Consider the following 21107-nt stretch of genomic DNA (forward strand, 5'->3'; position numbering starts at 1 on the left):
GCATGTCTGACGCACTTTGGGCGGCCCGGATGGGCGATGCGCTCGACCATACCTCGATGATGGCCGACATTCTCGGCGGCGTGCTGGAGGTGGCGGCGAACATCGCGATTACCGCACTGGCCACGGCGGCGGTGGTGGCCGCCACCGGGATCACCGTTGTCACGGGCGGGTTGGGGTGCTTCCTGCTGGGCGCAGTAGTCGGCGTGGTGGTGGGCCTCGCGATGAGCAAGACCGGAGCCGACAAGGGCCTGAGCAATTTATGCGAGGGCATCGGCAACGCGCTGTTCCCACCGACGGTACAGGCCAATATCCTCACAGGATCCCTCGATACCTTTACCAATAACATCCCCTCTGCCCGTGCTGCCGGGGCGGTTGTTTCCCATGTAGCACCGGCCGGCACGGAGTTGGAAATGCAGGCTCCGGAAGAAGAGCCTGAAGCCGAAGCCAGTTACCTGGACATGGCCGGCGAGTTCTTCTCACAGATGTGGCGCCCCACCGTGGCTTCGCCTGCGCCAGGTACAGAAACTAAGCCCGAAGACCTGGTGCTTTGCATGAAGCACCCACCGATGCCGCCGCAGTTCATGGCCGAAGGCTCGGACAAGGTGACCATCAACGGCCAGCCCGCGGTGCGCAGCGGCGATCGCAGCACCTGCGATGCGAAAGTGGTGTCCTCCGGCCTGATCTCCCCCGACGTCACCATCGGCGGCGGCTCGGTGGTGGTGCGTGAGATTCGCAGCGGCAAAACCCCGGGGGTCGGGTTGGCAGTGACTGTGCTGCTGATGCTCAAGGGCGGCAAGGGCAAGTTCTTCAGCAAATTGCCGTGCATGTTGGCCGGCGCGGCGGCGTCGATGGCTGTGAGCAGTGCGATGGGCGCGGCGGCCAACGCCGCCATGGGCTCGTCGAACCCGGTCCATGCGGCCACTGGGGCCAAGGTGCTCGGCGGCGATGACGAACTGGATTTCGTCCTACCCGGCCTGTTGCCGATTGACTGGCAGCGCTTCTACAACAGCCGCGATGAACGCCGTAACACGCTGTTCGGCAAGGGCTGGAGCGTTGCCTACGAAGTGTGCGTCGAAATCCGGCCCCATCCCGAAGGCGGCGACACCCTGGTCTACACCGACGAACAGGGGCGCCCCATCGATATGGGCACCATTCCTTTGGGCGGCGCGGTGTTCAGCGCCGGTGAGGGGCTTGCTGTACGGCGCAACCGCAATGGGCAGTTGTTGATCGAAAGCGACGACGGTGCGTACCGCTTGTTCGAGCCCACCCCGACAAACCCGTCGCTGCTGCGCCTGAGCCAATTGGGTGACCGTAACGACAACCGCATCTATCTCGATTATGACGAGGCCGACGGCCTGGTGCGGCTGCGCGACACCTTCGACCTGACTCAGGTCGAACTGATTCGCGACCCACTCCACGTGACCCGCATCGAGCGCGTCTACCCCGATCAACGCCGAGAAGTACTCGCAAGCTACGATTACGACGCCATCGGCAACTTGGCCGAGGTACGCGATGCCAGCGGCCAAGTGCAAAGGCGCTTTGCCTATGACACCGGGCAACGCATGGTGGAGCACCAGTTGCCCAGCGGCTTGCACTGCTTTTATGAGTGGGCCCTGATAGATGGTCTGGAATGGCGCGTGGTCAAACATTGGACCAATGAAGGTGATGCCTACCGGTTCGACTATGACTTGCAGGCCGGCACCACACGCATTACCGACAGCTTGCAGCGTGTCAGCACCCGGCACTGGAACAGCCAACACCAGATCATCCTCTACAGCGACAACCTCGGCCAGACCTGGCTGTTCGAATGGAACGACGAGCGCCAACTGCTCAACGCCACCGACCCACAGGGCGGCCGCTATGAATACAGCTACGACGAGGCAGGCAACCTCATCGGCGAAACCGACCCCCTGGGGCGCAGCGACTCGACGTTATGGCTGGAGCACTGGGCCCTGCCGTTGGCGCAAACCGACGCCGCCGGCAACAGTTGGCGCTACCGCTATGATCAGCGCGGCAACTGCACCGCCGCCATTGACCCGCTGGGCCATGTCACCCGCTATCGCTATGACGACCATGGCCAGGTCGTCGAGATCATCGACGCCACGGGTAAAAGCAAAAAGCTGCGTTGGAACCCGTTCGGGCAACTGATCGAGCACATCGATTGCTCGGGGTACCCGACCCGGTTCAGCTACAACGAGCAGGGCTTTTTGCAAGTCATCACCGACGCCCTCGGCGAACGTACCCAATTCCACTACGACGCCCAAGGCCGCTTGCTCAGCAGCCAATTACCCGACGGCCGTAGCGAGCAGTACCAACGAGATATCAGCGGCCAACTGACCGCTTATACCGACCCGGCCGGCCACACCACGCGCTATCAACACAACCGCCGGGGCCAGGTGCGCCAACGCACCGATGCCCATGGCCGGCAAGTGCAGTTCGGGTATGACAACTTTGGTCGGCTGCAAGCGCTGGTCAACGAGAACGGGGAACGTTACCGGTTTGCCTGGGATGATGGGGATCGGTTGACGGAGCAGCGTAACCTTGATGGCAGCGCGAAACGTTATACATACGATGCCCTCGATAACGTAAACAGAGTCGAGACCATCGCGGCGATGCGAACAGGTCAGCAGACCAATGAAAAAACTATCGTCCAGCATCTGCAACGGGATGCGATGGGCCGACTGACAACCCGAATCACACCAGATGGACAGTCCTGCTTCCGCTACAGTCCGTTGAACCAGTTAGTCGAAGCAATCGCTATCGATAACGACGGCAACCAACAACGAGTGGGCTTCGCTTATGACGCGCGGGGTTATCTCACCGAAGAAAAGAGCACCGCCGGGAACCTGAAGCATCACTATGATGAACTCGGCAATCTAATCCAGACGCAATTGCCTGATGGCCGCCGGATTAACCGCTTGCACTATGGCAGTGGCCATTTGCATCAGCTAAATCTCGACGGCCATGTAATAAGCGACTTCGAGCATGATCGACTGTATCGAGAGGTCATCCGGACACAAGGCCACATCAGTACGCGAAGCGAATATGACCGCAGCGGCCGCTTACGCACTCGCCAACATCGGCATGCCAGCCTAGCGGCCTTGATGCCAGCGCCCGAACAAATACATTTTGAGTTCGATCCCAGCGACCATCTTGTGGGTCGTCTCGAACGGGGCCCACAAGGACAACAACGCCAACTGCTGCACTACGATATGACAGGGCGGATCCGTGCAACCCAGGGAGGCCGCCAAACTCAGAACGAATCATTTTGCTTCGATGCCGCTGCCAATCTTCTCGACAGCTCATCCGGTTCTACAGAGCAGGTAGCGCATAACCAACTGATCACTTATCAGGATAAGCGGTACTGCTACGACGGGTTCGGGAGAGTGATTGAAAAATCCAGCAGACGACACGGTTTACAGCATTTTAGCTATGACACTGATCACCGGCTGATCGAAGTCCGAACGCAAAAACCAGAGGGAGAAAGCGTAGTCAGAATGCGCTATGACCCGCTGGGACGACGGATTGAGAAAACCGAACATAACAGCAAAGGGCAGCTCATAGGCCACACCCGCTTCGACTGGGACGGCCTGCAATTACTGAAAGAGCATAAAAATAGTCAAATCAGCCTGTACCTCTACCTCAATAATGGTCACGAGCCCCTGGCTAGGGTCGATGGTATTGGTGAAGGTCAACGAATTCGTTACTACCACAACGATCCCAATGGGCTGCCCCACGCGTTGACGGAAAGTGACGGTCACCCGCTATGGCATGCAGAGTTTCAGGTTTGGGGCAACACAGTCGATGAGACCCGCGAGCCCTACTTTATTGAGGAACAGAACCTGCGTTTCCAGGGGCAGTACCTAGACCGGGAAACAGGCTTGCACTACAACACCTTTCGTTTCTATGACCCAGACATAGGACGCTTCACCAGCCCCGACCCGTTGGGTCTGACAGGAAGCCTCAATCTTTATCGCTATGCACCGAATCCATTCACCTGGATCGATCCGCTCGGACTAAAAGAGGACGAAATCATTCGCTACATGGGCAAAAGCGAAACTGTCGCCTCTAAGGCTGCCAACGGCGGTAAGGGGGGCTTGGTTCCGAATATTAGGGGTGAGAAAGCCATCTGGGTCAATCATGACAGCAACCCCGGCTTCAACCCTGGAAAGGAACAGTATCGGGTAGTGGCCACAGTCAACAATGAAGGGGTCAGCATGCTCAACAATCATAAGGACATTTCTGACGTTGACTATAAAGAGACAGGGTTGAAAGATGGCGTGCTGTCAAAAACGAATGAACCCAAGGCAAAAGGAATCGGTAACCGATTACTCGACAAATTTAACAAAACCATTACCTCCTTTCGAGTCGAGAAAAAAGGCCCGAACGGAAAGTGGAAGACATGCGGATAGCGGAAAATGGACCTGTTCAACCTCCTTTCATACAAGCTTGAAAATTTCCTGAACATCCGGCCATGTCCGACAGAGTTCGGTGATGTTTTTTACCGAGAAGATGAGCCTTCTCTACTCTCTGTCGCCGCCAGAAAGCTCAATGGGACTACGCTTTATGTGAGCCGCTGGCATGACCTGTTTTCCATCAGTACCTTCGAAAAAGCCATGTCGAAGCTCGGCTTCACAGAACCGGACTGTTATGCCCTCCTGTCAGTCCTGTCACGCTTCGGTTATTTACTTGAAATAGACAACCGTCAACGGACCAATAAAGACTACTTTATCTTCTTCTATATAATTCAATTGATCACTTTGAAAAACAATCAGATCGATGCGAATGAACAGTTCAAAAACCACATACTCAAATCCCTGCTTTTCGAACTGAGCATTGAAGACGAAATTTATAAGCGTTTCAGCATCAAAAATAATAAACTGATACTAAACGCAGATATTCTAGGGCCAACCCCACTACTGGACGTTATTGACCTGATTTATCAGGCAATCAAGGCCGACGACCGAAAAGAAAATGTAATCTTTAGCGTCTTAAAAGACTACCAAAAAAGTATTATTACACTACTGACAAAACCCAACGACACGAATTATCGTTTCCGATTTAATGATTGCCACAGCGAATTCATGTATCCAGATGTATTTCTGCATGCTTACGCTAACGACAGGCAAACGTTATTTGACGCTATCGTTGATACGGTCAACCCACTTCAATCCACACACAATCTTTTTGTTTCCAACATCATCCTAATGAACTACGCCTTTTATATTATTAAAAATAAACCTCAAGAAATATTGAGACTTAAAAAGCATACCCGTGATAAAGCCGTGTTCGAAAAAGTGGTGCAAGCAATCATCTCTCGCCGGATGTCTGTCAAAAAAGAATGCTTCAGGAATATTCTGACAGATCACGATCTTTCCTCAATAAACGATAGCCCAACCGTGTTCTACAACATTTTATATTCGCTATAGCCGCTACGCCGTCAAGGCCATTGGATTGTCTGGGCAACCCTATCCTGATCAAGCGCCTGAAGACCGCATTGACCTGTATGCCTTAAAACACAAGGATCCTGTGACTATGGAAGGTAACGTGCTAAACACCGATTGGCCCAGCAGAGCAGCCTATGTCTGATGCCCTATGGGCGGCCCGGATGGGGGATGCGCTTTCCCACACTTCGATGATGGCCGACATCCTTGGCGGTGTGCTGGAGGTGGCGGCCAATATCGCGATCACCGCCGTGGCGACCGCGGCCGTGGTTGCGGCCACCGGCATTACCGTCGCCACTGGCGGGCTGGGTTGCTTCCTGCTGGGCGCGGTGGTGGGCACGATTGTCGGCCTGGCCATGAGCAAGACGGGGGCAGATAAAGGTCTGACGAATTTATGCGATAGCTTCAGCAATGCGCTGTTCCCGCCCACGGTGCAGGCGAACATTCTCACGGGCTCCACCGACACCCTCACCAACAACATCCCCGCCGCCCGTGCCGCCGGGGCGATCAGCTCCCACGTCGCGCCGGCCGGCACCGAGCTGGAAGAACCCGAGCCTGAGCCAGAAGCCAGCTACCTGGACATGGCCGAGAGTTTCTTCTCGCAGATGTGGCGTCCTACAGTGGCAACCCCCGCTCCCGGCGCCGTGCCCAAGCCGCTGGACCTGGTGGTGTGCATGAAGCACCCTCCTATGCCACCGCAGTTCCTTGCCGAGGGCTCGAACAAGGTCACGATCAACGGCCAGCCGGCGGTGCGCAGTGGTGATCGCAGTACGTGCGATGCGACCGTGGTGTCGTCCGGGTTGATTTCATCGAACGTGACCATCGGCGGCGGCTCGGTGGTGGTGCGCGAGATTCGCAGCGGCAAGACCCCGGGTGTGGGGCTGGCGGTGACGGCGTTGTTGATGCTCAAGGGTGGCAAGGGCAAGTTCTTCAGCAAGCTGCCGTGCATGTTGATCGGCGGCGCGACCTCGATGGCCGTGAGCAGTGCGATGGGGGCCATGGCCAACGCGGCGATGGGCTCGTCGAACCCGGTGCATGCGGCCACCGGCGCCAAGGTGTTGGGCGGCGATGATGAGCTGGATTTCGTACTGCCTGGCATCCTGCCGATTGATTGGCAGCGTTTCTACAACAGCCGTGACGAACGCACGGGCGGTTTGTTCGGTGCGGGTTGGAGCGTGCCGTATGAGGTGTGCGTCGAAATTCGTCCCCATCCCGAGGGCGGCGAAACGCTGGTCTACACCGATGAACAGGGCCGGCCTATCGACATGGGCAGTATTCCCCTGGGCGGCGCGGTGTTCAGCGCCGGTGAAGGGCTGGCCGTGCGGCGACACCTCAACGGGCAGTTGCTGATTGAAAGCGATGACGGTCTGTATCGCTTATTTGAGCCTTCCGCCAACCCGGCGTTGCTGCGCCTCAGCCAGCTCGGCAACCGCAACAACAACCGCATCCATGTTGATTACGACGAAGCCGGGCGGCTGATCCGGCTGCGCGATACGTTCGACTTGGTGCAAGTGGAGTTGATCCGCGATCAAGGCCACGTGATGCGGCTCGAACGTCTTTACCCCGATCAACGCCGCGAAGTACTGGTCAGCTATAGCTATGATGCCGCCGGTAATCTGGCTGAAGTACGCGACGCCACCGGCCAGGTGCAGCGGCGCTTCAGCTACGATGCCGGCCAGCGCATGGTCGAGCACCAGTTGCCGACCGGTCTGCGCTGTTTCTACGAATGGGCCTTGGTTGAAGACGTGGAATGGCGCGTGGTCCGGCACTGGACCGACGAAGGCGATGCCTACCAGTTCGACTATGACTTGCAGGCCGGTATCACGCGGATTACCGACGGCTTGCAACGCGTCAGTAGCCGCCACTGGAACACCCAGCACCAGATCGTTCGCTACTGCGATAACCTCGGGCAAACCTGGCGGTTCGAGTGGAACGACGAGCGCCAATTGCTCAGCGCCACCGACCCGCTGGGCGGGCGCTTTGCATACAGCTACGACGACGCCGGCAACCTGATCGGCGAGACCGACCCGCTGGGCCGCAGCGACTCGACCTTGTGGCTTGAGCACTGGGCACTGCCGCTGGTGGAGACCGACGCCGCCGATAATAGCTGGGCGTATCGCTACGATCAGCGCGGCAACTGCATCGCCGAAACCGATCCGCTGGGCTACGTCACCCGCTACCGCTATGACGATCACGGCCAGGTCGTGGAGATCATCGACGCCACCGGCAAAAGCAAGAAGATGCGCTGGAACCCGTTCGGGCAGTTGGTTGAGCATATTGATTGTTCGGGTTACCCGACGCGTTTCAGTTATGACGAGCGCGGTTATTTGCAGGTCATTACCGACCCGCTAGGGGAACGAACAACCTTCACATACGACACGATGGGCAGGATGCTCAGCCAGCAGTTGCCAGATGGTCGTATCGAGTATTTTCAACGCAACGCCTGTGGACAATTGACGGTCCATACCGACCCGTCAGGCCACTCGACTCATTATCAGTACAACCCTCGCGGGCGCATTCGCCAGCGCACGGATGCGCACGGCCGCAAAGTGCAATTCAGCTATGACAGCTACGCACGGCTGCAAGCACTGACCAATGAGAATGGCGAATGTTATCGTTTCACGTGGAATGCCAATGATCGCCTGGTCGAGCAGCGCGACCTAGATGGCAGCGCCCATCGCTATGACTACGATGCATTGAACAGCATCACCAGCGTCACTGCTTTACCACCTCACGACAGCAATGCGCCAGGTCTCCCTGAACAGCCTATTGTTCACTGTTTGGAGCGTGACGCTGCCGGGCGCCTGGTTGTCAAAATCACCGACGATGGCCGCACGGATTATTTATACGATCTCCTGGATCAATTGATCGCAATCACGTTCAAGGACGCCCAGGGCAACGAACAAAAATTGAGTTATCGCTATGACGCCCTCGGCCAGCCACTCGAAGAGCAAAGCTCGGCCGGCAGTTTGAAACATCGCTATGACGAATTGGGCAATCTGACCCAGACCCAATTACCCGATGGTCGCTGGATCAACCGTCTGTACTACGGCAGTGGTCATTTGCACCAGATCAACCTCGATGGCCAAGTCATCAGTGACTTCGAGCGGGACCGCCTGCATCGTGAAGTACTTCGCACACAAGGTCAGATCAGCACCCGCACTGAATATGATCGGGGCGGGCGGTTGCGCGCTCGTGTACGGTATCCAAGTACCCTGCCGCGACCACTGACGGGAATGAGCTCGACATACTTCGACTTTGATCCCAGCGACAACCTGATCGCCCGCCACGAACAAAAAGCAGGAATTGCACACCAAAAGTCGTTTCACTACGACGCCACTGATCGCATCATTGCCAGCCAGAATCCAATACATGGGACGCAGGAAAGCTTTGCTTATGACGCAGCGGCCAACCTTCTGGATGGTCCCCGGCCGGGTGTAGGCCTGGTGGTACATAACAAATTAATAACCTACCAAGACAAGCGTTACCGGTATGACAGTTTCGGTCGCCTGGTTGAAAAACGTAGTGCTCGTCGCGCCGTTCAACTATTCAAGTACGACGCTGAAAGCAGAGTGGTCGAAATACGAAATCAGCACGCCGCCAATGAAACTGTCATCACAATGACCTACGACCCTTTAGGTCGTCGGATTACAAAAACCGAACAAAACAGCAACGGTAATACGCTTGGTACCACTCGTTTTGTCTGGGACGGGTTGCAACTGATACAAGAGCACCGTAATAACCAGACCAGCCTTTATCTTTATGAAGATGGGAGCTATGAAGCACTGGCACGTGTTGATGGCCTCGGCCCACTGCAAAGAATCAGGTACTACCACAACGATCCTAACGGACTGCCGCACGAATTGACGGACCACGATGGGCACCGCGTATGGCAGGCCAGTTATTACGCTTGGGGTAATACTGCCGAGGAAACCAGAGAGTCTTCTTACATCGAAGAACAGAACTTGAGGTTTCAGGGGCAATACTTGGACCGGGAAACCGGTTTGCACTACAACACGTTCAGGTTTTACGACCCCGATATAGGTCGGTTTATCACGCCGGACCCCATAGGACTCGCCGGTGGCTTGAACCTCTATCAGTACGGGCCTAATCCGATGGGCTGGTGTGATGCGTGGGGGCTGGCAGGCAGTCCAACCACAGCGACTCATATCACCTACCTGGGCGTCGACAAAGCGACCGGCAAACCTTATGTCGGTTATGCCAGCATGCAAGGCAAACAGGTAGGTTCAGACGTATTGAACTATCGCTACGGGTCAAATTTCGATCGCTTTGGCGGCCAAGCACCTCAAGTCCTGCATACCGCCTACGGCCAGGATGGCAAGGACACTACACGAGGGCTGGAACAACGAGTGTATGAAGGCTTGGGAGGAAAAGATGGAACCGCCAACGCACAAAACCCGGTCGGCAAAGGAAATGGCCGAAGGAAAGAATACCTGGCTGCGGCGGATAAACATTTGTCTCAGACAGACTCAGGCAAAGCACTGGATAAACGCATAAAAGCCGCGAATAAAACCAAGGGCAAAGCCCCTGTCAAAGTCGCCGGCAAAAGCAGAGGTGCGCGAGCAGGCCGCTGCTCGTGAATATCATCAATGACTATTGAAAATGGAGTGGGCCCATGGCCAAGCGCATCCTCTGGAAGGAAGGCGATCTAGTCAGCCTCAAATTGCGAGATGACTTATACACCGTAGGCCAGATGATCAAGAACTCCGTCATGCGCTTCTACGATGTGAGAAGCGTGGACGGCGTCTGGACCGATCTTGCGCTGGACAAGAGTATGATCCTGTTCAGTGGTTTTGTCGGCAAGGTGGTGACCCAGAGATTGGCAACGGAAAAACTAATTTCCGTCACGCCATTTAGCCTTTCGGATCATGAGCGTTATTGGCTCAGGCCCCACGTCAGCTTTGAGGGTGGCTTTCCGTTTCGAGATGCTGATCTTGTTGACCTCGGCATCGACTGCGATGCTGACTACAGCCTGGTACCTGCACTAAAGGAAGATCTGCAACTTTCGGACAGTCGCGACATTATCGAAAAGTATGAGTTGACCAATATGTGGGGAGATGAGGACCTCAGCGACAGACTGTGTCGCTACTTCGATACCGGTGTTAACCGGGATGATTTGAAATATGAAGTCTTTCCGGGGCTCTGGAACGATCGTGAAAACCTCAGGCCTTTAACCCGACGACTGCCTTTGCCGTTGAGATAGACAAGCAGTGTTTAGGTGGTTTGAAGCATTAAAAAATGGGCACCCAACCCAGTCGGCGTGCCCATTTTTTCTACCACCCCCGCCCCCTGTCGAGACGGTACTGCAATTACGCGTTAACAGTGTCTTTCAGCGATTTACCCGGCTTGAATGCAACGGTGTTGCTCGCCTTGATTTTCACAGGCTCACCGGTTTGCGGTTTTTTGCCGGTGCGGGCGCCACGATGGCGTTGCAGGAAGGTGCCGAAGCCAACCAGGGTGACGCTGTCCTTGCGGTGCAGGGCGCCGGTGATTTCTTCGAGAACGGCGTTGAGGACGCGGTTGGCCTGTTCTTTGACACGGATCCTGCCGGCCATAGCACCATTGGGCTGGTACCGGAAATAGCTGTAAAACCCATTATTCATCGACTCAAGCGTGATGCAATGGGGCGCTTGAGCGCCAAGGTGACAGATGATGGTCACACCCAATACCCCTACGATGTGTTGGACCAACTGACTCGCGTCCACTTCATGGACACGAGCGGTCATTCACAGACACTGGGGTTCTCGTACGACGCTCTCGGGTAAATGCTGGAAGAACGGAGCCAAGCGGGCTCGTTGCAAAATCACTACGACGAACTGGGGAACCTGATCCAAAGCAAACTGCCCGATGGGCGCTGGATCAATCGCCTACATTACGGCAGCGGTCATCTGCATCAGATCAACCTCGACGGCCACGTCATCAGTGACTTTGAGCGCGACCGCCTGCACCGTGAAGTACTGCGCACCCAAGGCCAGATCAGCACCCGCAGCGAGTACGACCGCAGCGGCCGCCTGCGCTCACGCCAACGCCGCCACACCAGCCAGCCGGCGTTGGTACCGGCGGCGATACAGAAGCACTTCGAATACGACCCCGCCGACAACCTGATCGGCAAACTCGACCAGCAACCCACCACGCAGCATCGCCAACTGCTGCACCGGCCGCATCATTGCCAGCCAGGACAGCCTGGGTGGACAACGTGAAACGTTTGCCTACGACGCTGCAGCCAATTTACTCGATGGTCCAGCCACAGGTGCCGGGCTGGTCGTTAATAACCAACTGCTCACCTATCAAGACAAGCGATACCGCTATGACGGGTTTGGCAGGCTGATCGAGAAGCGTAGCGCTAGCCGAGGCGCACAGCACTTCAGCTATGACGCAGAACATCGCTTGGTTGAAGTCGTCAATCAAAGCAGCGCCGGCCAAACCATTGTGCGCATGACTTACGACCCGGTGGGACGACGGGTCGCCAAGTGTGAATATGACAGTAACGGCTACGTCCTTGGGGAGACCCGCTTCACATGGGGCGGTTTGCAATTGCTGCTTGAGAACCGTAACCAGCAGACCAGCCTGTACTTATACGAAGGCAGTGGCTACCAACCGTTAGCACGCGTTGACGGTGTAGGTACGTTGTCGAAAGTGCGTTATTACCACAATGACCTCAATGGCCTGCCCGAACTGCTGACCGAGTCCAACGGGCATGCACTATGGCAGGCCAGTTACCGGGTATGGGGTAATACGGTAGAAGAAATCCGGGAACCTTATTACATCGAAGAACAGAACCTGAGGTTTCAGGGGCAGTACTTCGATCGAGAAACGGGACTGAATTACAACACGTTTCGATTTTATGACCCCGACATCGGCCGGTTCACCACGCCTGATCCGATAGGGTTGGCGGGAGGAATAAATCTTTACCAGTATGCGAAAAATCCTGTCGGATATATCGATCCGCTAGGCCTGACGCCAGTTGACGCTCCTGGCTACAACGTATACGGCCTGTATGATCTGGACATAAATGGTAAGCCTGTCGGCGACCCCTATTACGTGGGCATCACCAACGACCTTGATCGAAGAACGGCAGAACATGTTGACTCTGGAAGGCTGACCGGAACGAGAAAAACCGGTTTGATCCCGATTGATGAGGACATCACTTATGGGAAAGCCAGGGGTTATGAACAAGCCTATATCGAACGCTATCAAACCAAGAACGGGATAATCGGCGAAAGCCCATCGGCCACCAACCGAGGCAATAAATACAACTCCTTCGATCACGACAACACCACGCGTGAACGAGGTCGCCATAAGTACTTTACAGATGCCTATAACAGCAAAAATTCCGGCCCAGGAAAAAGAGGAGGAGGAAAATGTCGTTGAGTAATTTCAAATTATTCGGCTGGGAAAAAAAGCCAAGAACGGTACTGCGCTCAATCAAGCCTGGGGATGTCTTCTGCTTTGAAGTGAGTAAAGGCCGTTACTGCTTCGGACGGATAATTGCCAAAGTCAGCGTCGGACACACAGCAGAAATTTATGACCTGTTTCTGCCTGAACCCACTGTTTCGGAGCAACAGATAAGCGCCGCAAAGAGAATAATTCCACCCGTTGTGCTGGACAGTTATGGTCTGTTCGATAAAAAAATATCGGGCGAGTGGCGAATCATCGGTTCAGGCCCCGAATTTATCCCTGGCGACGTAGACAACTTTTATTTCGTTTATGGTGCAGAAGAAAACCGTAAAAAAGTCGACATATTTGGCAACACCAGCCCTGTCTCAAATGCTGCGTCACAGGACTACCCCGCCTACAGCCCAAAACAGGACGATCAAATAAAGTTCATGCTTGGCGCTTAGTTTCAATGGTACCCCCACAAAAAATGGGCACCCGACCCAGTCGGCGTGCCCATTTTTCCTACCACCCCGCCCCCTGTCGAGACGGCACTGCTTACGCGTTGACGGTGTCTTTAAGCGATTTACCCGGCTTGAACGCAACGGTGTTGCTCGCCTTGATTTTCACAGGCTCACCGGTTTGCGGGTTTTTGCCGGTGCGGGCGCCACGATGGCGTTGCAGGAAGGTGCCGAAGCCAACCAGGGTGACGCTGTCCTTGCGGTGCAGGGCGCCGGTGATTTCTTCGAGAACGGCGTTGAGGACGCGGTTGGCCTGTTCTTTGGTGAGATCTGCTTTTTCAGCGATGGCGGCTGCGAGTTCTGGTTTACGCATGTGTGAAGCCTCTTTGACGGTTTTTTGTTGTTATGTCCGTGCTGCTCTCTTCTGGAGCAGCGCCCAAAGCGCCGCAGGCTCTACTCTGCGGCAGACGGGAGTGAGGATGGCATGCCCTCGCACGCTCCGCCAGTCTCGCGGCGACCTTTCTGAGGGTAGGAATGTGCTAATTCCGACAGAACGACCGGCATTTACGCCAGTAAAGGCGGAAGTTCTTTGTTGAGGGCCAGTTTTTCCATCACCGCCGTGCCCGTCAGCGCATAACCCAGCAGGCGACCGCTGGCGTCGCGGCACAGGGCCTTGATGTCGGCGCCCTGGCCTTCGACGCTCCAGACGCCTTCGGTGCCCCTTGGCGGCGGCGAAACCACCAGCGGGCAGACCGGGGTTTTCACGGTGACGGGCATCGGGCCGTAGCTGACGGCGGTGGCATTGCCGGCCAGGGTTTGGGCCAGAGCGCGGGCGCAGGTCATCAGAGGCATGACGTACAGCAGGTTCAGGCCGTCGACCTCAGCGCAGTCGCCCAGGGCGTAGATGTTGGCGTGGGAGGTCTTGAGGTGACGGTCCACCATGATCCCACGGTTGATTTGCAGGCCCGCGGCGGCAGCCAGGTCGATACGTGGGCGCAGGCCGATGGCCGAAACGACCAGATCGCAGGGAATCACTTCACCGTCAGAAAGGTGCGCTTCCAGCCCGTCCGCCGTGCGCTGCAGGCGGTTGAGCACCGGCCCCAGGTGGAAACGCGCCCCCAGGCCTTCCAAGCCAGCTTGTACAGCGGCAGCGGCTGCCGGGTGCAGCAGGGTTGGCATCACTTGCTCGCACGGAGCGACCAGGTCGATTTCATACCCGCCAAGGATCAGGTCATTGGCGAATTCACAGCCGATCAAGCCGGCGCCGAGCAGCAGCACGCGGCGTTTGCCAGCAGCGGCAGCGCGAAAGCGTGCGTAGTCTTCAAGGTCGTTGATCGGGAAAATCAGTTCCGCCGCGTCGCCTTCAACCGGGACGCGTACGGTTTCTGCACCCCAGGCCAGGATGAGGTCACGGTAAACCAACGCTTCCTCGCCGATCCACAGGCGTTTGTGGCCCGGGTCGATGCCGCTGACACGGGTGTGAGTTCGCACTTCGGCCTTGAGTTGCTCGGCCATGGCGCCCGGCTCAGCCATGCTAAGGCCGTCGGCCTCCTTGTTTTTGCCAAAGCCGGTGGAGAGCATGGGCTTGGAGTAGGAGCGCCCGTCATCTGCGGTGATCAGCAGCAAGGGGGTTTCGCTGTCGAGCTTGCGAAACTCCCGGGCCACGTTATAACCGGCCAATCCTGTGCCGATGATCACGACAGGTGCGTTCATTCCATTCTCCTTGTAGTACGTTTCTTAAATTCGGGATTAAGCGATTTCGATCATTTCGAAATCCATTTTGCCCACGCCGCAATCCGGGCACAGCCAGTCTGCAGGGACATCTTCCCAACGAGTGCCGGGCGCAATGCCGTCATCCGGCCAGCCGTCGGCTTCGTTGTAGATAAGGCCACAGACGATACATTGCCACTTCTTCATTACTTGCTTCCTCAGGTTCAGGCGTCTTGGCCGGCGGTCGTTGGATCCAGCGTTGCCGCGCGGCTCAGGGCGTTTTGTACTGATCGGGGCCGGCAGATGCAAGCGCGATCGACGCAAGGTGCCGGTTGAGCCCGGCAAAAGCCCAGGGTGCCATGGTAAGCTCGCCGCCTCTTTTGCTGCCAATACTGACTCACCGTGCCGCACTCAATCGCCCTCCCCGATGCTTGCCAATGGCTGATCCAGAGCCGTTTGAGCCCTCTGCCTACACCTTTGACCCTCAATTGGCTGTTCGATGACGGCTCGCTGACACGGCGGCTGACAGGGCTGTCCAACGACAGTTTCAGCGTAACGCCACTGTTCGAAGGCTGGCAGCCGCTGCGAGACGACGAGTGCGCCGCCCTGGACTTGGCTCCGGCCACTGTCGGCTGGGTGCGCGAGGTGTATTTACGTGGGCACGATCAGCCGTGGGTGTTTGCCCGCAGCGTGGCGGCGCGCAGTGCCTTGCAGGGCGATGGGCTGCACATGGATGAACTGGGCAGCCGCTCCCTGGGCGAGTTGCTGTTCTGCGATCAAGCCTTCACGCGCCAGGCAATCGAGGTGTGCCATTACCCAAGGCAATGGCTGCCGACAGCCGATCAGGCGGATGGGCTATGGGCACGCCGCTCACGTTTTGATCGTGGATCGCTAAGCGTGTTGGTAGCGGAAATCTTCCTGCCGGACTTCTGGCACGTGCTGCATGAACATCCGGAGAACTGCTGATGTACCAACGTCTGCTCAAATCCCTGAACCGCCTGAACCCGAGGGCCTGGGACTTCATTCAGTTGACCCGAATGGACAAGCCCATCGGCATTTACTTGCTGCTGTGGCCGACACTTTGGGCGTTGTGGATTGCGGGCAAGGGTTCTCCCTCTTTCATCAATATTGTGATTTTCGTGTTGGGCGTGGTGCTGACCCGGGCGGGCGGCTGTGTGATCAATGACTGGGCTGACCGCAAGGTCGATGGCCATGTGAAGCGCACCGAGCAGCGCCCGCTGGTGAGCGGAAAGATCAGCTCCAAAGAGGCGCTGGTGTTTTTTGCGGTGCTGATGGGTATCAGTTTCCTGCTGGTGCTGCTGACCAACGCCACCACGATCCTGTTATCCCTTGGTGGATTGGCGCTGGCGGCGAGCTACCCGTTCATGAAGCGCTACACCTATTACCCGCAAGTGGTGCTGGGCGCGGCGTTCTCCTGGGGGATGCCGATGGCCTTCACCGCCGAGACCGGCAGCCTGCCCGCTGCTGCGTGGCTGTTGTACATCGCCAACCTGCTGTGGACGGTAGGCTACGACACGTATTACGCGATGACCGACCGTGACGACGACCTGAAGATTGGCGTGAAATCCACCGCGATCCTGTTTGGCGATGCCGACCGCGTGATCATCCTGACCCTGCAAAGCCTGGCGCTGGTGTGCCTGTTGCTGGCGGGGACGCGGTTTGAGTTGGGCGGATGGTTCCATCTGGGGCTGCTAGCTGCGGCGGGGTGTTTCGCTTGGGAGTTCTGGTACACCCGCGACCGAGACCGCCTGAAATGCTTCAAGGCGTTTTTGCACAACCACTGGGCCGGGTTGGCAATTTTTGTTGGGATTGTGGCGGATTACGGGTTTCGATGAGGGGCCAGGCCCCTCACCGAGAGTGGCCTGAATCAGGGCTTGGCGACTTGCCAGGCGCCGTCCATTTTGCCGTCGCCGGTCATGTCGCCGGCCTTTTTATCCATGACGAAGGTATAGAGCGGCTTACCGTTGTAGGCCCACTGGCTCTTTTGGTCATCACGGGTGATCACAGTCCATTTGCCCATTGGCTTGTCGGTAGACTCGGCCATCAACGGCGGCCAGTTAGTCGCGCACTTGTCGTTGCACATGGATTTGCCATCGGCATCCTTGGCAAAGGTATAGAGCGTCATTTCCTTGTGATCCACCAGCATCCCGTCTTTGGTCATCGCCGGCTCCGCCGCGAACGCCAGGGTCGGCAGCGTCAACGCGGCCGTTACCAGCAGGGCTTTCCAGGAAACAGTACGGTAAGTCATAGGAACCTTCCTTTTGTGGTTGTCAGGATTCGGACCCAAAGGGTAGTCCAGAGTGCCGTGATTTGCCCAAGCGACTAAATTACTGTCACACGACTGCAATAATTCCGTTATCTAATGCGGCGCAAGACAGTTAAATGACAAGAGGATTTTTGAGCATGGTTGGCAGGAGCATTCTGATTGTTGACGACGAAGCGCCCATCCGCGAGATGATCGCCGTTGCGTTGGAAATGGCCGGCTATGACTGCCTGGAGGCTGAGAACTCCCAGCAGGCCCATGCCATTATCGTCGACCGTAAGCCGGACCTGATCCTGCTGGATTGGATGCTGCCTGGCACTTCCGGCATCGAACTGGCCCGCCGCCTCAAGCGTGATGAACTGACCGGGGATATTCCGATCATCATGCTCACCGCCAAGGGCGAAGAGGACAACAAGATTCAGGGCCTGGAAGTCGGCGCTGATGACTACATCACCAAACCCTTTTCCCCACGGGAGTTGGTAGCGCGCCTGAAGGCGGTATTGCGCCGCGCCGGCCCGACCGATGGCGAAGCGCCGATTGAAGTCGGCGGTCTGATTCTCGACCCGATCAGCCACCGCGTCACCATCGACGGCACACCGGCCGAGATGGGCCCGACCGAATACCGCCTGCTGCAATTTTTCATGACCCACCAGGAACGCGCCTACACCCGTGGCCAGCTGCTGGACCAGGTGTGGGGCGGCAATGTGTATGTGGAGGAGCGCACCGTTGACGTGCATATCCGCCGCCTGCGCAAAGCCTTGGGCGACGCCTACGAGAATCTGGTACAAACCGTGCGCGGCACTGGCTACCGGTTCTCCACCAAAAGCTGAGCCAACCCTTCTACTTCCTTAGCAGCTGACAAGGACGCATGTTTAAGTGAACCAGAACTGGCATGGCACCCTGATCCGCCACATGCTTCTTTTGATCACCGGCTGCCTGTTGGTCGGGCTGATCAGCGGCTACTACGGCTGGAGCCTGGCCATCGGCATCGGCCTGTACTTGGGTTGGACCCTCAAGCAACTGCTGCGTCTGCACGAATGGCTGCGCCAGCACAAACCCGACGAAGCACCACCCGACGGCTACGGCCTGTGGGGCGAGGTGTTCGACAGTATTTACCACCTGCAACGCCGCGACCAACGGGTACGCGGTCGCCTGCAAGCGGTAATCGACCGGGTGCAGGAGTCCACCGCCGCGCTCAAGGACGCGGTGATCATGCTCGACAGCGACGGCAACCTGGAATGGTGGAACCGTGCCGCCGAGACCTTGCTGGGCCTCAAAACGCCCCAGGACAGCGGCCAGCCGGTGACCAACTTGGTACGCCACCCGCGCTTCAAGGAATACTTCGAGCAGGACAACTACGAAGAAGCCTTGGAAATCCCCTCGCCGACCAACGACCGTGTGCGCATCCAGCTGTACCTGACGCGCTATGGCAACAACGAGCACCTGATGCTGGTTCGCGACGTAACGCGCATCCACCAACTGGAGCAGATGCGCAAAGACTTCGTCGCCAACGTCTCCCATGAACTGCGCACGCCGTTGACGGTGATCTGCGGCTATCTGGAGACGCTGCTGGATAACGTCGACGAGATCAACCCACGCTGGAGCCGTGCCCTGCAGCAGATGCAGCAACAAGGCTCGCGCATGCAGACCCTGCTCAACGACCTGCTGTTGCTGGCCAAACTTGAAGCCACCGATTACCCCTCGGACAATCATCCGGTGGCGGTGCAAAGCCTGTTGCAGACCATCAAGAATGACGCGCAAGCCCTTTCCGGCGAGCGCGGGCAGCAGATCAGCCTGGAAGCCGATCCACAGGTGTTGCTCAAGGGCAGCGAAGGCGAATTGCGTAGCGCGTTCTCCAATCTGGTGTTCAACGCCGTGAAGTACACGCAGGACAAAGGCGCCATCCGCATCCGCTGGTGGGCCGACGAGCAAGGCGCGCACCTGAGCGTGCAGGACTCCGGCATCGGCATCGACGCCAAGCACTTGCCTCGCCTGACCGAGCGTTTCTACCGTGTCGACTCCAGCCGCAACTCCAACACCGGCGGCACCGGGCTGGGCCTTGCCATCGTCAAGCATGTGCTGCTGCGCCACCGAGCGCGCCTGGAAATCAGCAGCGTGCTGGGACATGGCAGTACGTTCACCTGCCATTTTCCACCAGCGCAGATGACCCGTTCGCGGCTTGTCGGAAATGACGAATAACTCAAACACAGCACAAAACCAAATGTGGGAGGGGGCTTGCTCCCGATGGCGGTGCATCAGTATCAGATATGCTGACTGACACACTGCTATCGGGAGCAAGCCCCCTCCCACAATTGGAATTGTGCTGTTTCGAATAAGGCATTCCAGGCCCCACCCGGCGGTAACCACTAGGCAAGCGCCCCGCCAGCCGCTACATTGGCCGACTTGCGCCTGCCTCTCGGGCCTGCCTGTCACCCCTTATTGAACACATGGAACCTGCAAAACCCAATCATGGACCCTTCCCCTGGTATCACCCTCTCTACACTCTTCGCCGACTTCGGCATGATTCTTTTTGCTCTGATCCTGGTACTGCTCAACGGTTTTTTCGTTGCGGCGGAATTTGCCATGGTCAAGTTGCGCTCCACCCGAGTCGAGGCCATCGCCCACACCAACGGCTGGCGTGGACAGATCCTGCGTACCGTACACAGCCAGCTCGACGCTTACCTGTCGGCCTGCCAGCTGGGTATCACCCTCGCCTCCCTGGGCCTGGGTTGGGTCGGTGAGCCGGCGTTTGCGCACATCCTTGAACCGATGTTGGCCGCCGTGGGCGTCGAATCGCCGGAAGTGATCAAGGGCGTGTCGTTCTTTGCGGCGTTCTTCGTGATTTCCTACCTGCACATCGTGGTCGGTGAGCTGGCGCCCAAATCCTGGGCCATTCGCAAACCCGAGTTGCTGTCGCTGTGGACGGCGGTGCCGCTGTACCTGTTCTACTGGGCCATGTACCCGGCCATCTACCTGCTCAACGCCAGCGCCAACGCGATCCTGCGCATCGCCGGCCAAGGCGAGCCTGGCCCGCACCATGAGCACCATTACAGCCGCGAAGAACTCAAGCTGATCCTGCACTCCAGCCGTGGCCAGGACCCTAGCGACCAAGGCATGCGCGTATTGGCCTCGGCCGTGGAAATGGGCGAACTGGAAGTGGTCGACTGGGCCAACTCCCGCGAAGACCTAGTGACACTGGAATTCAACGCTCCGCTCAAGGAAATCCTCGCACTGTTCCGCCGCCACAAGTTCAGCCGCTACCCGGTGTACGACAGCGTCCGCCAGGAGTTCGTCGGCCTGCTGCACATCAAGGACTTGCTGCTGGAGCTGGCCGAACTCGACCATATCCCCGAGTCGTTCAACCTGGCCGAGCTGACTCGCCCGCTGGAGCGCGTGTCGCGCCACATGCCGCTGTCGCAGTTGCTGGAGCAGTTCCGTAAAGGCGGCTCGCACTTCGCCGTGGTCGAAGAGGCCGACGGCAACATCATCGGCTACCTGACCATGGAAGACGTGCTGGAAGTGCTGGTCGGCGATATCCAGGACGAACACCGCAAGGCCGAACGCGGCATCCTGGCCTACCAGCCGGGCAAGCTGCTGGTACGTGGCGATACCCCGTTGTTCAAGGTGGAACGCCTGCTCGGCATCGACCTGGACCATATCGAAGCCGAAACCCTGGCCGGCCTGGTCTACGAAACCCTGAAACGGGTGCCGGAAGAGGAGGAAGTGCTGGAGGTTGAAGGCCTGCGGATCATCATCAAGAAGATGAAAGGACCGAAGATCGTACTGGCCAAGGTATTGATGCTCGATTGACCC

General features: G+C 57.4%; 15 protein-coding genes and 1 pseudogene. 11 read left to right on the forward strand and 5 right to left on the reverse strand.

Annotated features, from left to right (window positions below; all coding sequences use genetic code 11):
* Positions 1-2: 2 nt before the first annotated feature.
* The 4 genes from AOA61_RS11375 to AOA61_RS11390 all read left to right on the forward strand — a co-directional run bounded on the left by AOA61_RS11375 (position 3) and on the right by AOA61_RS11390 (position 10668).
* Positions 3-4412 carry an RHS repeat-associated core domain-containing protein gene (locus tag AOA61_RS11375; protein ID WP_099601765.1) on the forward strand — a complete coding sequence of 1470 codons (4410 nt, stop codon included), beginning with the start codon at positions 3-5 and terminating at the stop codon, positions 4410-4412.
* 6 nt (positions 4413-4418) lie between these two features.
* A complete protein-coding gene (locus tag AOA61_RS11380) occupies positions 4419-5429 on the forward strand; it encodes a hypothetical protein (protein ID WP_099601766.1) in 1011 nt (336 codons plus the stop codon).
* A gap of 152 nt (positions 5430-5581) precedes the next feature.
* On the forward strand, positions 5582-10045 hold the full coding sequence (locus AOA61_RS11385) for an RHS repeat-associated core domain-containing protein (RefSeq protein ID WP_099601767.1): 4464 nt from the start codon (positions 5582-5584) through the stop codon (positions 10043-10045).
* Positions 10046-10080: 35 nt separating this feature from the next.
* The gene (locus AOA61_RS11390) at positions 10081-10668 is read left to right on the forward strand and encodes a hypothetical protein (RefSeq protein ID WP_099601768.1); all 588 of its coding nucleotides are present in this window, start codon (positions 10081-10083) and stop codon (positions 10666-10668) included.
* Between the two features lie 106 nt (positions 10669-10774).
* Here the strand turns inward: AOA61_RS11390 and AOA61_RS11395 are convergent, their stop codons facing one another.
* Positions 10775-11020 carry an HU family DNA-binding protein gene (locus AOA61_RS11395; RefSeq protein WP_099601850.1) on the reverse strand — a complete coding sequence of 82 codons (246 nt, stop codon included), beginning with the start codon at positions 11018-11020 and terminating at the stop codon, positions 10775-10777.
* Between AOA61_RS11395 and AOA61_RS11400 the strand changes: the two are divergent.
* A pseudogene (locus AOA61_RS11400) lies at positions 11009-12419 on the forward strand (RHS repeat-associated core domain-containing protein); the annotation flags it as partial. The gene AOA61_RS11395 and the pseudogene AOA61_RS11400 overlap by 12 nt on opposite strands.
* 407 nt (positions 12420-12826) lie before the next feature.
* The gene (locus AOA61_RS11405) at positions 12827-13306 is read left to right on the forward strand and encodes an Imm26 family immunity protein (protein ID WP_099601769.1); all 480 of its coding nucleotides are present in this window, start codon (positions 12827-12829) and stop codon (positions 13304-13306) included.
* 91 nt (positions 13307-13397) lie between these two features.
* Here AOA61_RS11405 and AOA61_RS11410 read toward each other — a convergent pair whose 3' ends face one another.
* The 3 genes from AOA61_RS11410 to AOA61_RS11420 all read right to left on the reverse strand — a co-directional run bounded on the left by AOA61_RS11410 (position 13398) and on the right by AOA61_RS11420 (position 15217).
* Positions 13398-13673 carry an HU family DNA-binding protein gene (locus tag AOA61_RS11410; RefSeq protein WP_003176958.1) on the reverse strand — a complete coding sequence of 92 codons (276 nt, stop codon included), beginning with the start codon at positions 13671-13673 and terminating at the stop codon, positions 13398-13400.
* Positions 13674-13864: 191 nt separating this feature from the next.
* Positions 13865-15013 (reverse strand): NAD(P)/FAD-dependent oxidoreductase, encoded by a 1149-nt coding sequence (locus AOA61_RS11415; RefSeq protein WP_099601770.1) that lies wholly within the window; start codon positions 15011-15013, stop codon positions 13865-13867.
* Between the two features lie 36 nt (positions 15014-15049).
* Positions 15050-15217, reverse strand: a complete 168-nt coding sequence (locus AOA61_RS11420; protein ID WP_032884447.1) for a rubredoxin — start codon at positions 15215-15217, stop codon at positions 15050-15052.
* 195 nt (positions 15218-15412) lie between these two features.
* On the opposite strand from AOA61_RS11420, the gene AOA61_RS11425 reads away from it, so the two are divergent.
* Positions 15413-15976 carry a chorismate lyase gene (locus AOA61_RS11425; RefSeq protein WP_099601771.1) on the forward strand — a complete coding sequence of 188 codons (564 nt, stop codon included), beginning with the start codon at positions 15413-15415 and terminating at the stop codon, positions 15974-15976.
* Positions 15976-16866, forward strand: coding sequence for a 4-hydroxybenzoate octaprenyltransferase (gene ubiA, locus AOA61_RS11430; protein WP_032884449.1), 891 nt, complete (start codon positions 15976-15978; stop codon positions 16864-16866). Before AOA61_RS11425 ends, ubiA begins: the two co-directional genes overlap by 1 nt.
* Before the next feature lie 32 nt (positions 16867-16898).
* Here the strand turns inward: ubiA and AOA61_RS11435 are convergent, their stop codons facing one another.
* Entirely contained in the window at positions 16899-17279 is a 381-nt protein-coding gene (locus AOA61_RS11435; protein WP_095185229.1) for a hypothetical protein, read from the reverse strand.
* 155 nt (positions 17280-17434) lie between these two features.
* On the opposite strand from AOA61_RS11435, the gene phoB reads away from it, so the two are divergent.
* The 3 genes from phoB to AOA61_RS11450 all read left to right on the forward strand — a co-directional run bounded on the left by phoB (position 17435) and on the right by AOA61_RS11450 (position 21104).
* Positions 17435-18124 (forward strand): phosphate regulon transcriptional regulator PhoB, encoded by a 690-nt coding sequence (phoB, locus tag AOA61_RS11440; RefSeq protein WP_032884451.1) that lies wholly within the window; start codon positions 17435-17437, stop codon positions 18122-18124.
* An 82-nt stretch (positions 18125-18206) separates the two neighbouring features.
* A complete protein-coding gene (gene phoR / locus AOA61_RS11445; protein ID WP_185168236.1) occupies positions 18207-19493 on the forward strand; it encodes a phosphate regulon sensor histidine kinase PhoR in 1287 nt (428 codons plus the stop codon).
* Between the two features lie 270 nt (positions 19494-19763).
* Positions 19764-21104 (forward strand): hemolysin family protein, encoded by a 1341-nt coding sequence (locus AOA61_RS11450; protein WP_032884453.1) that lies wholly within the window; start codon positions 19764-19766, stop codon positions 21102-21104.
* The last annotated feature ends 3 nt before the right edge of the window (positions 21105-21107 follow it).

The sequence above is a fragment of the Pseudomonas sp. 2995-1 genome, from assembly GCF_002742505.1.
In the GTDB taxonomy this organism is placed as follows: Bacteria; Pseudomonadota; Gammaproteobacteria; order Pseudomonadales; family Pseudomonadaceae; genus Aquipseudomonas; species Aquipseudomonas sivasensis.

Excerpts from the sequence above, each read along its gene's own strand:
- AOA61_RS11375 (WP_099601765.1), top strand. The coding sequence starts at position 3 with ATGTCTGACGCACTTTGGGCGGCCCGGATGGGCGATGCGCTCGACCAT.
- AOA61_RS11405 (WP_099601769.1), top strand. The coding sequence starts at position 12,827 with ATGTCGTTGAGTAATTTCAAATTATTCGGCTGGGAAAAAAAGCCAAGA.
- AOA61_RS11390 (WP_099601768.1), top strand. The coding sequence starts at position 10,081 with ATGGCCAAGCGCATCCTCTGGAAGGAAGGCGATCTAGTCAGCCTCAAA.
- AOA61_RS11435 (WP_095185229.1), bottom strand. The coding sequence starts at position 17,279 with ATGACTTACCGTACTGTTTCCTGGAAAGCCCTGCTGGTAACGGCCGCG.
- AOA61_RS11395 (WP_099601850.1), bottom strand. The coding sequence starts at position 11,020 with ATGGCCGGCAGGATCCGTGTCAAAGAACAGGCCAACCGCGTCCTCAAC.
- ubiA (WP_032884449.1), top strand. The coding sequence starts at position 15,976 with ATGTACCAACGTCTGCTCAAATCCCTGAACCGCCTGAACCCGAGGGCC.
- AOA61_RS11410 (WP_003176958.1), bottom strand. The coding sequence starts at position 13,673 with ATGCGTAAACCAGAACTCGCAGCCGCCATCGCTGAAAAAGCAGATCTC.
- AOA61_RS11420 (WP_032884447.1), bottom strand. The coding sequence starts at position 15,217 with ATGAAGAAGTGGCAATGTATCGTCTGTGGCCTTATCTACAACGAAGCC.
- AOA61_RS11385 (WP_099601767.1), top strand. The coding sequence starts at position 5,582 with ATGTCTGATGCCCTATGGGCGGCCCGGATGGGGGATGCGCTTTCCCAC.
- AOA61_RS11380 (WP_099601766.1), top strand. The coding sequence starts at position 4,419 with ATGGACCTGTTCAACCTCCTTTCATACAAGCTTGAAAATTTCCTGAAC.
- AOA61_RS11450 (WP_032884453.1), top strand. The coding sequence starts at position 19,764 with ATGGACCCTTCCCCTGGTATCACCCTCTCTACACTCTTCGCCGACTTC.
- AOA61_RS11415 (WP_099601770.1), bottom strand. The coding sequence starts at position 15,013 with ATGAACGCACCTGTCGTGATCATCGGCACAGGATTGGCCGGTTATAAC.
- phoB (WP_032884451.1), top strand. The coding sequence starts at position 17,435 with ATGGTTGGCAGGAGCATTCTGATTGTTGACGACGAAGCGCCCATCCGC.
- phoR (WP_185168236.1), top strand. The coding sequence starts at position 18,207 with ATGCTTCTTTTGATCACCGGCTGCCTGTTGGTCGGGCTGATCAGCGGC.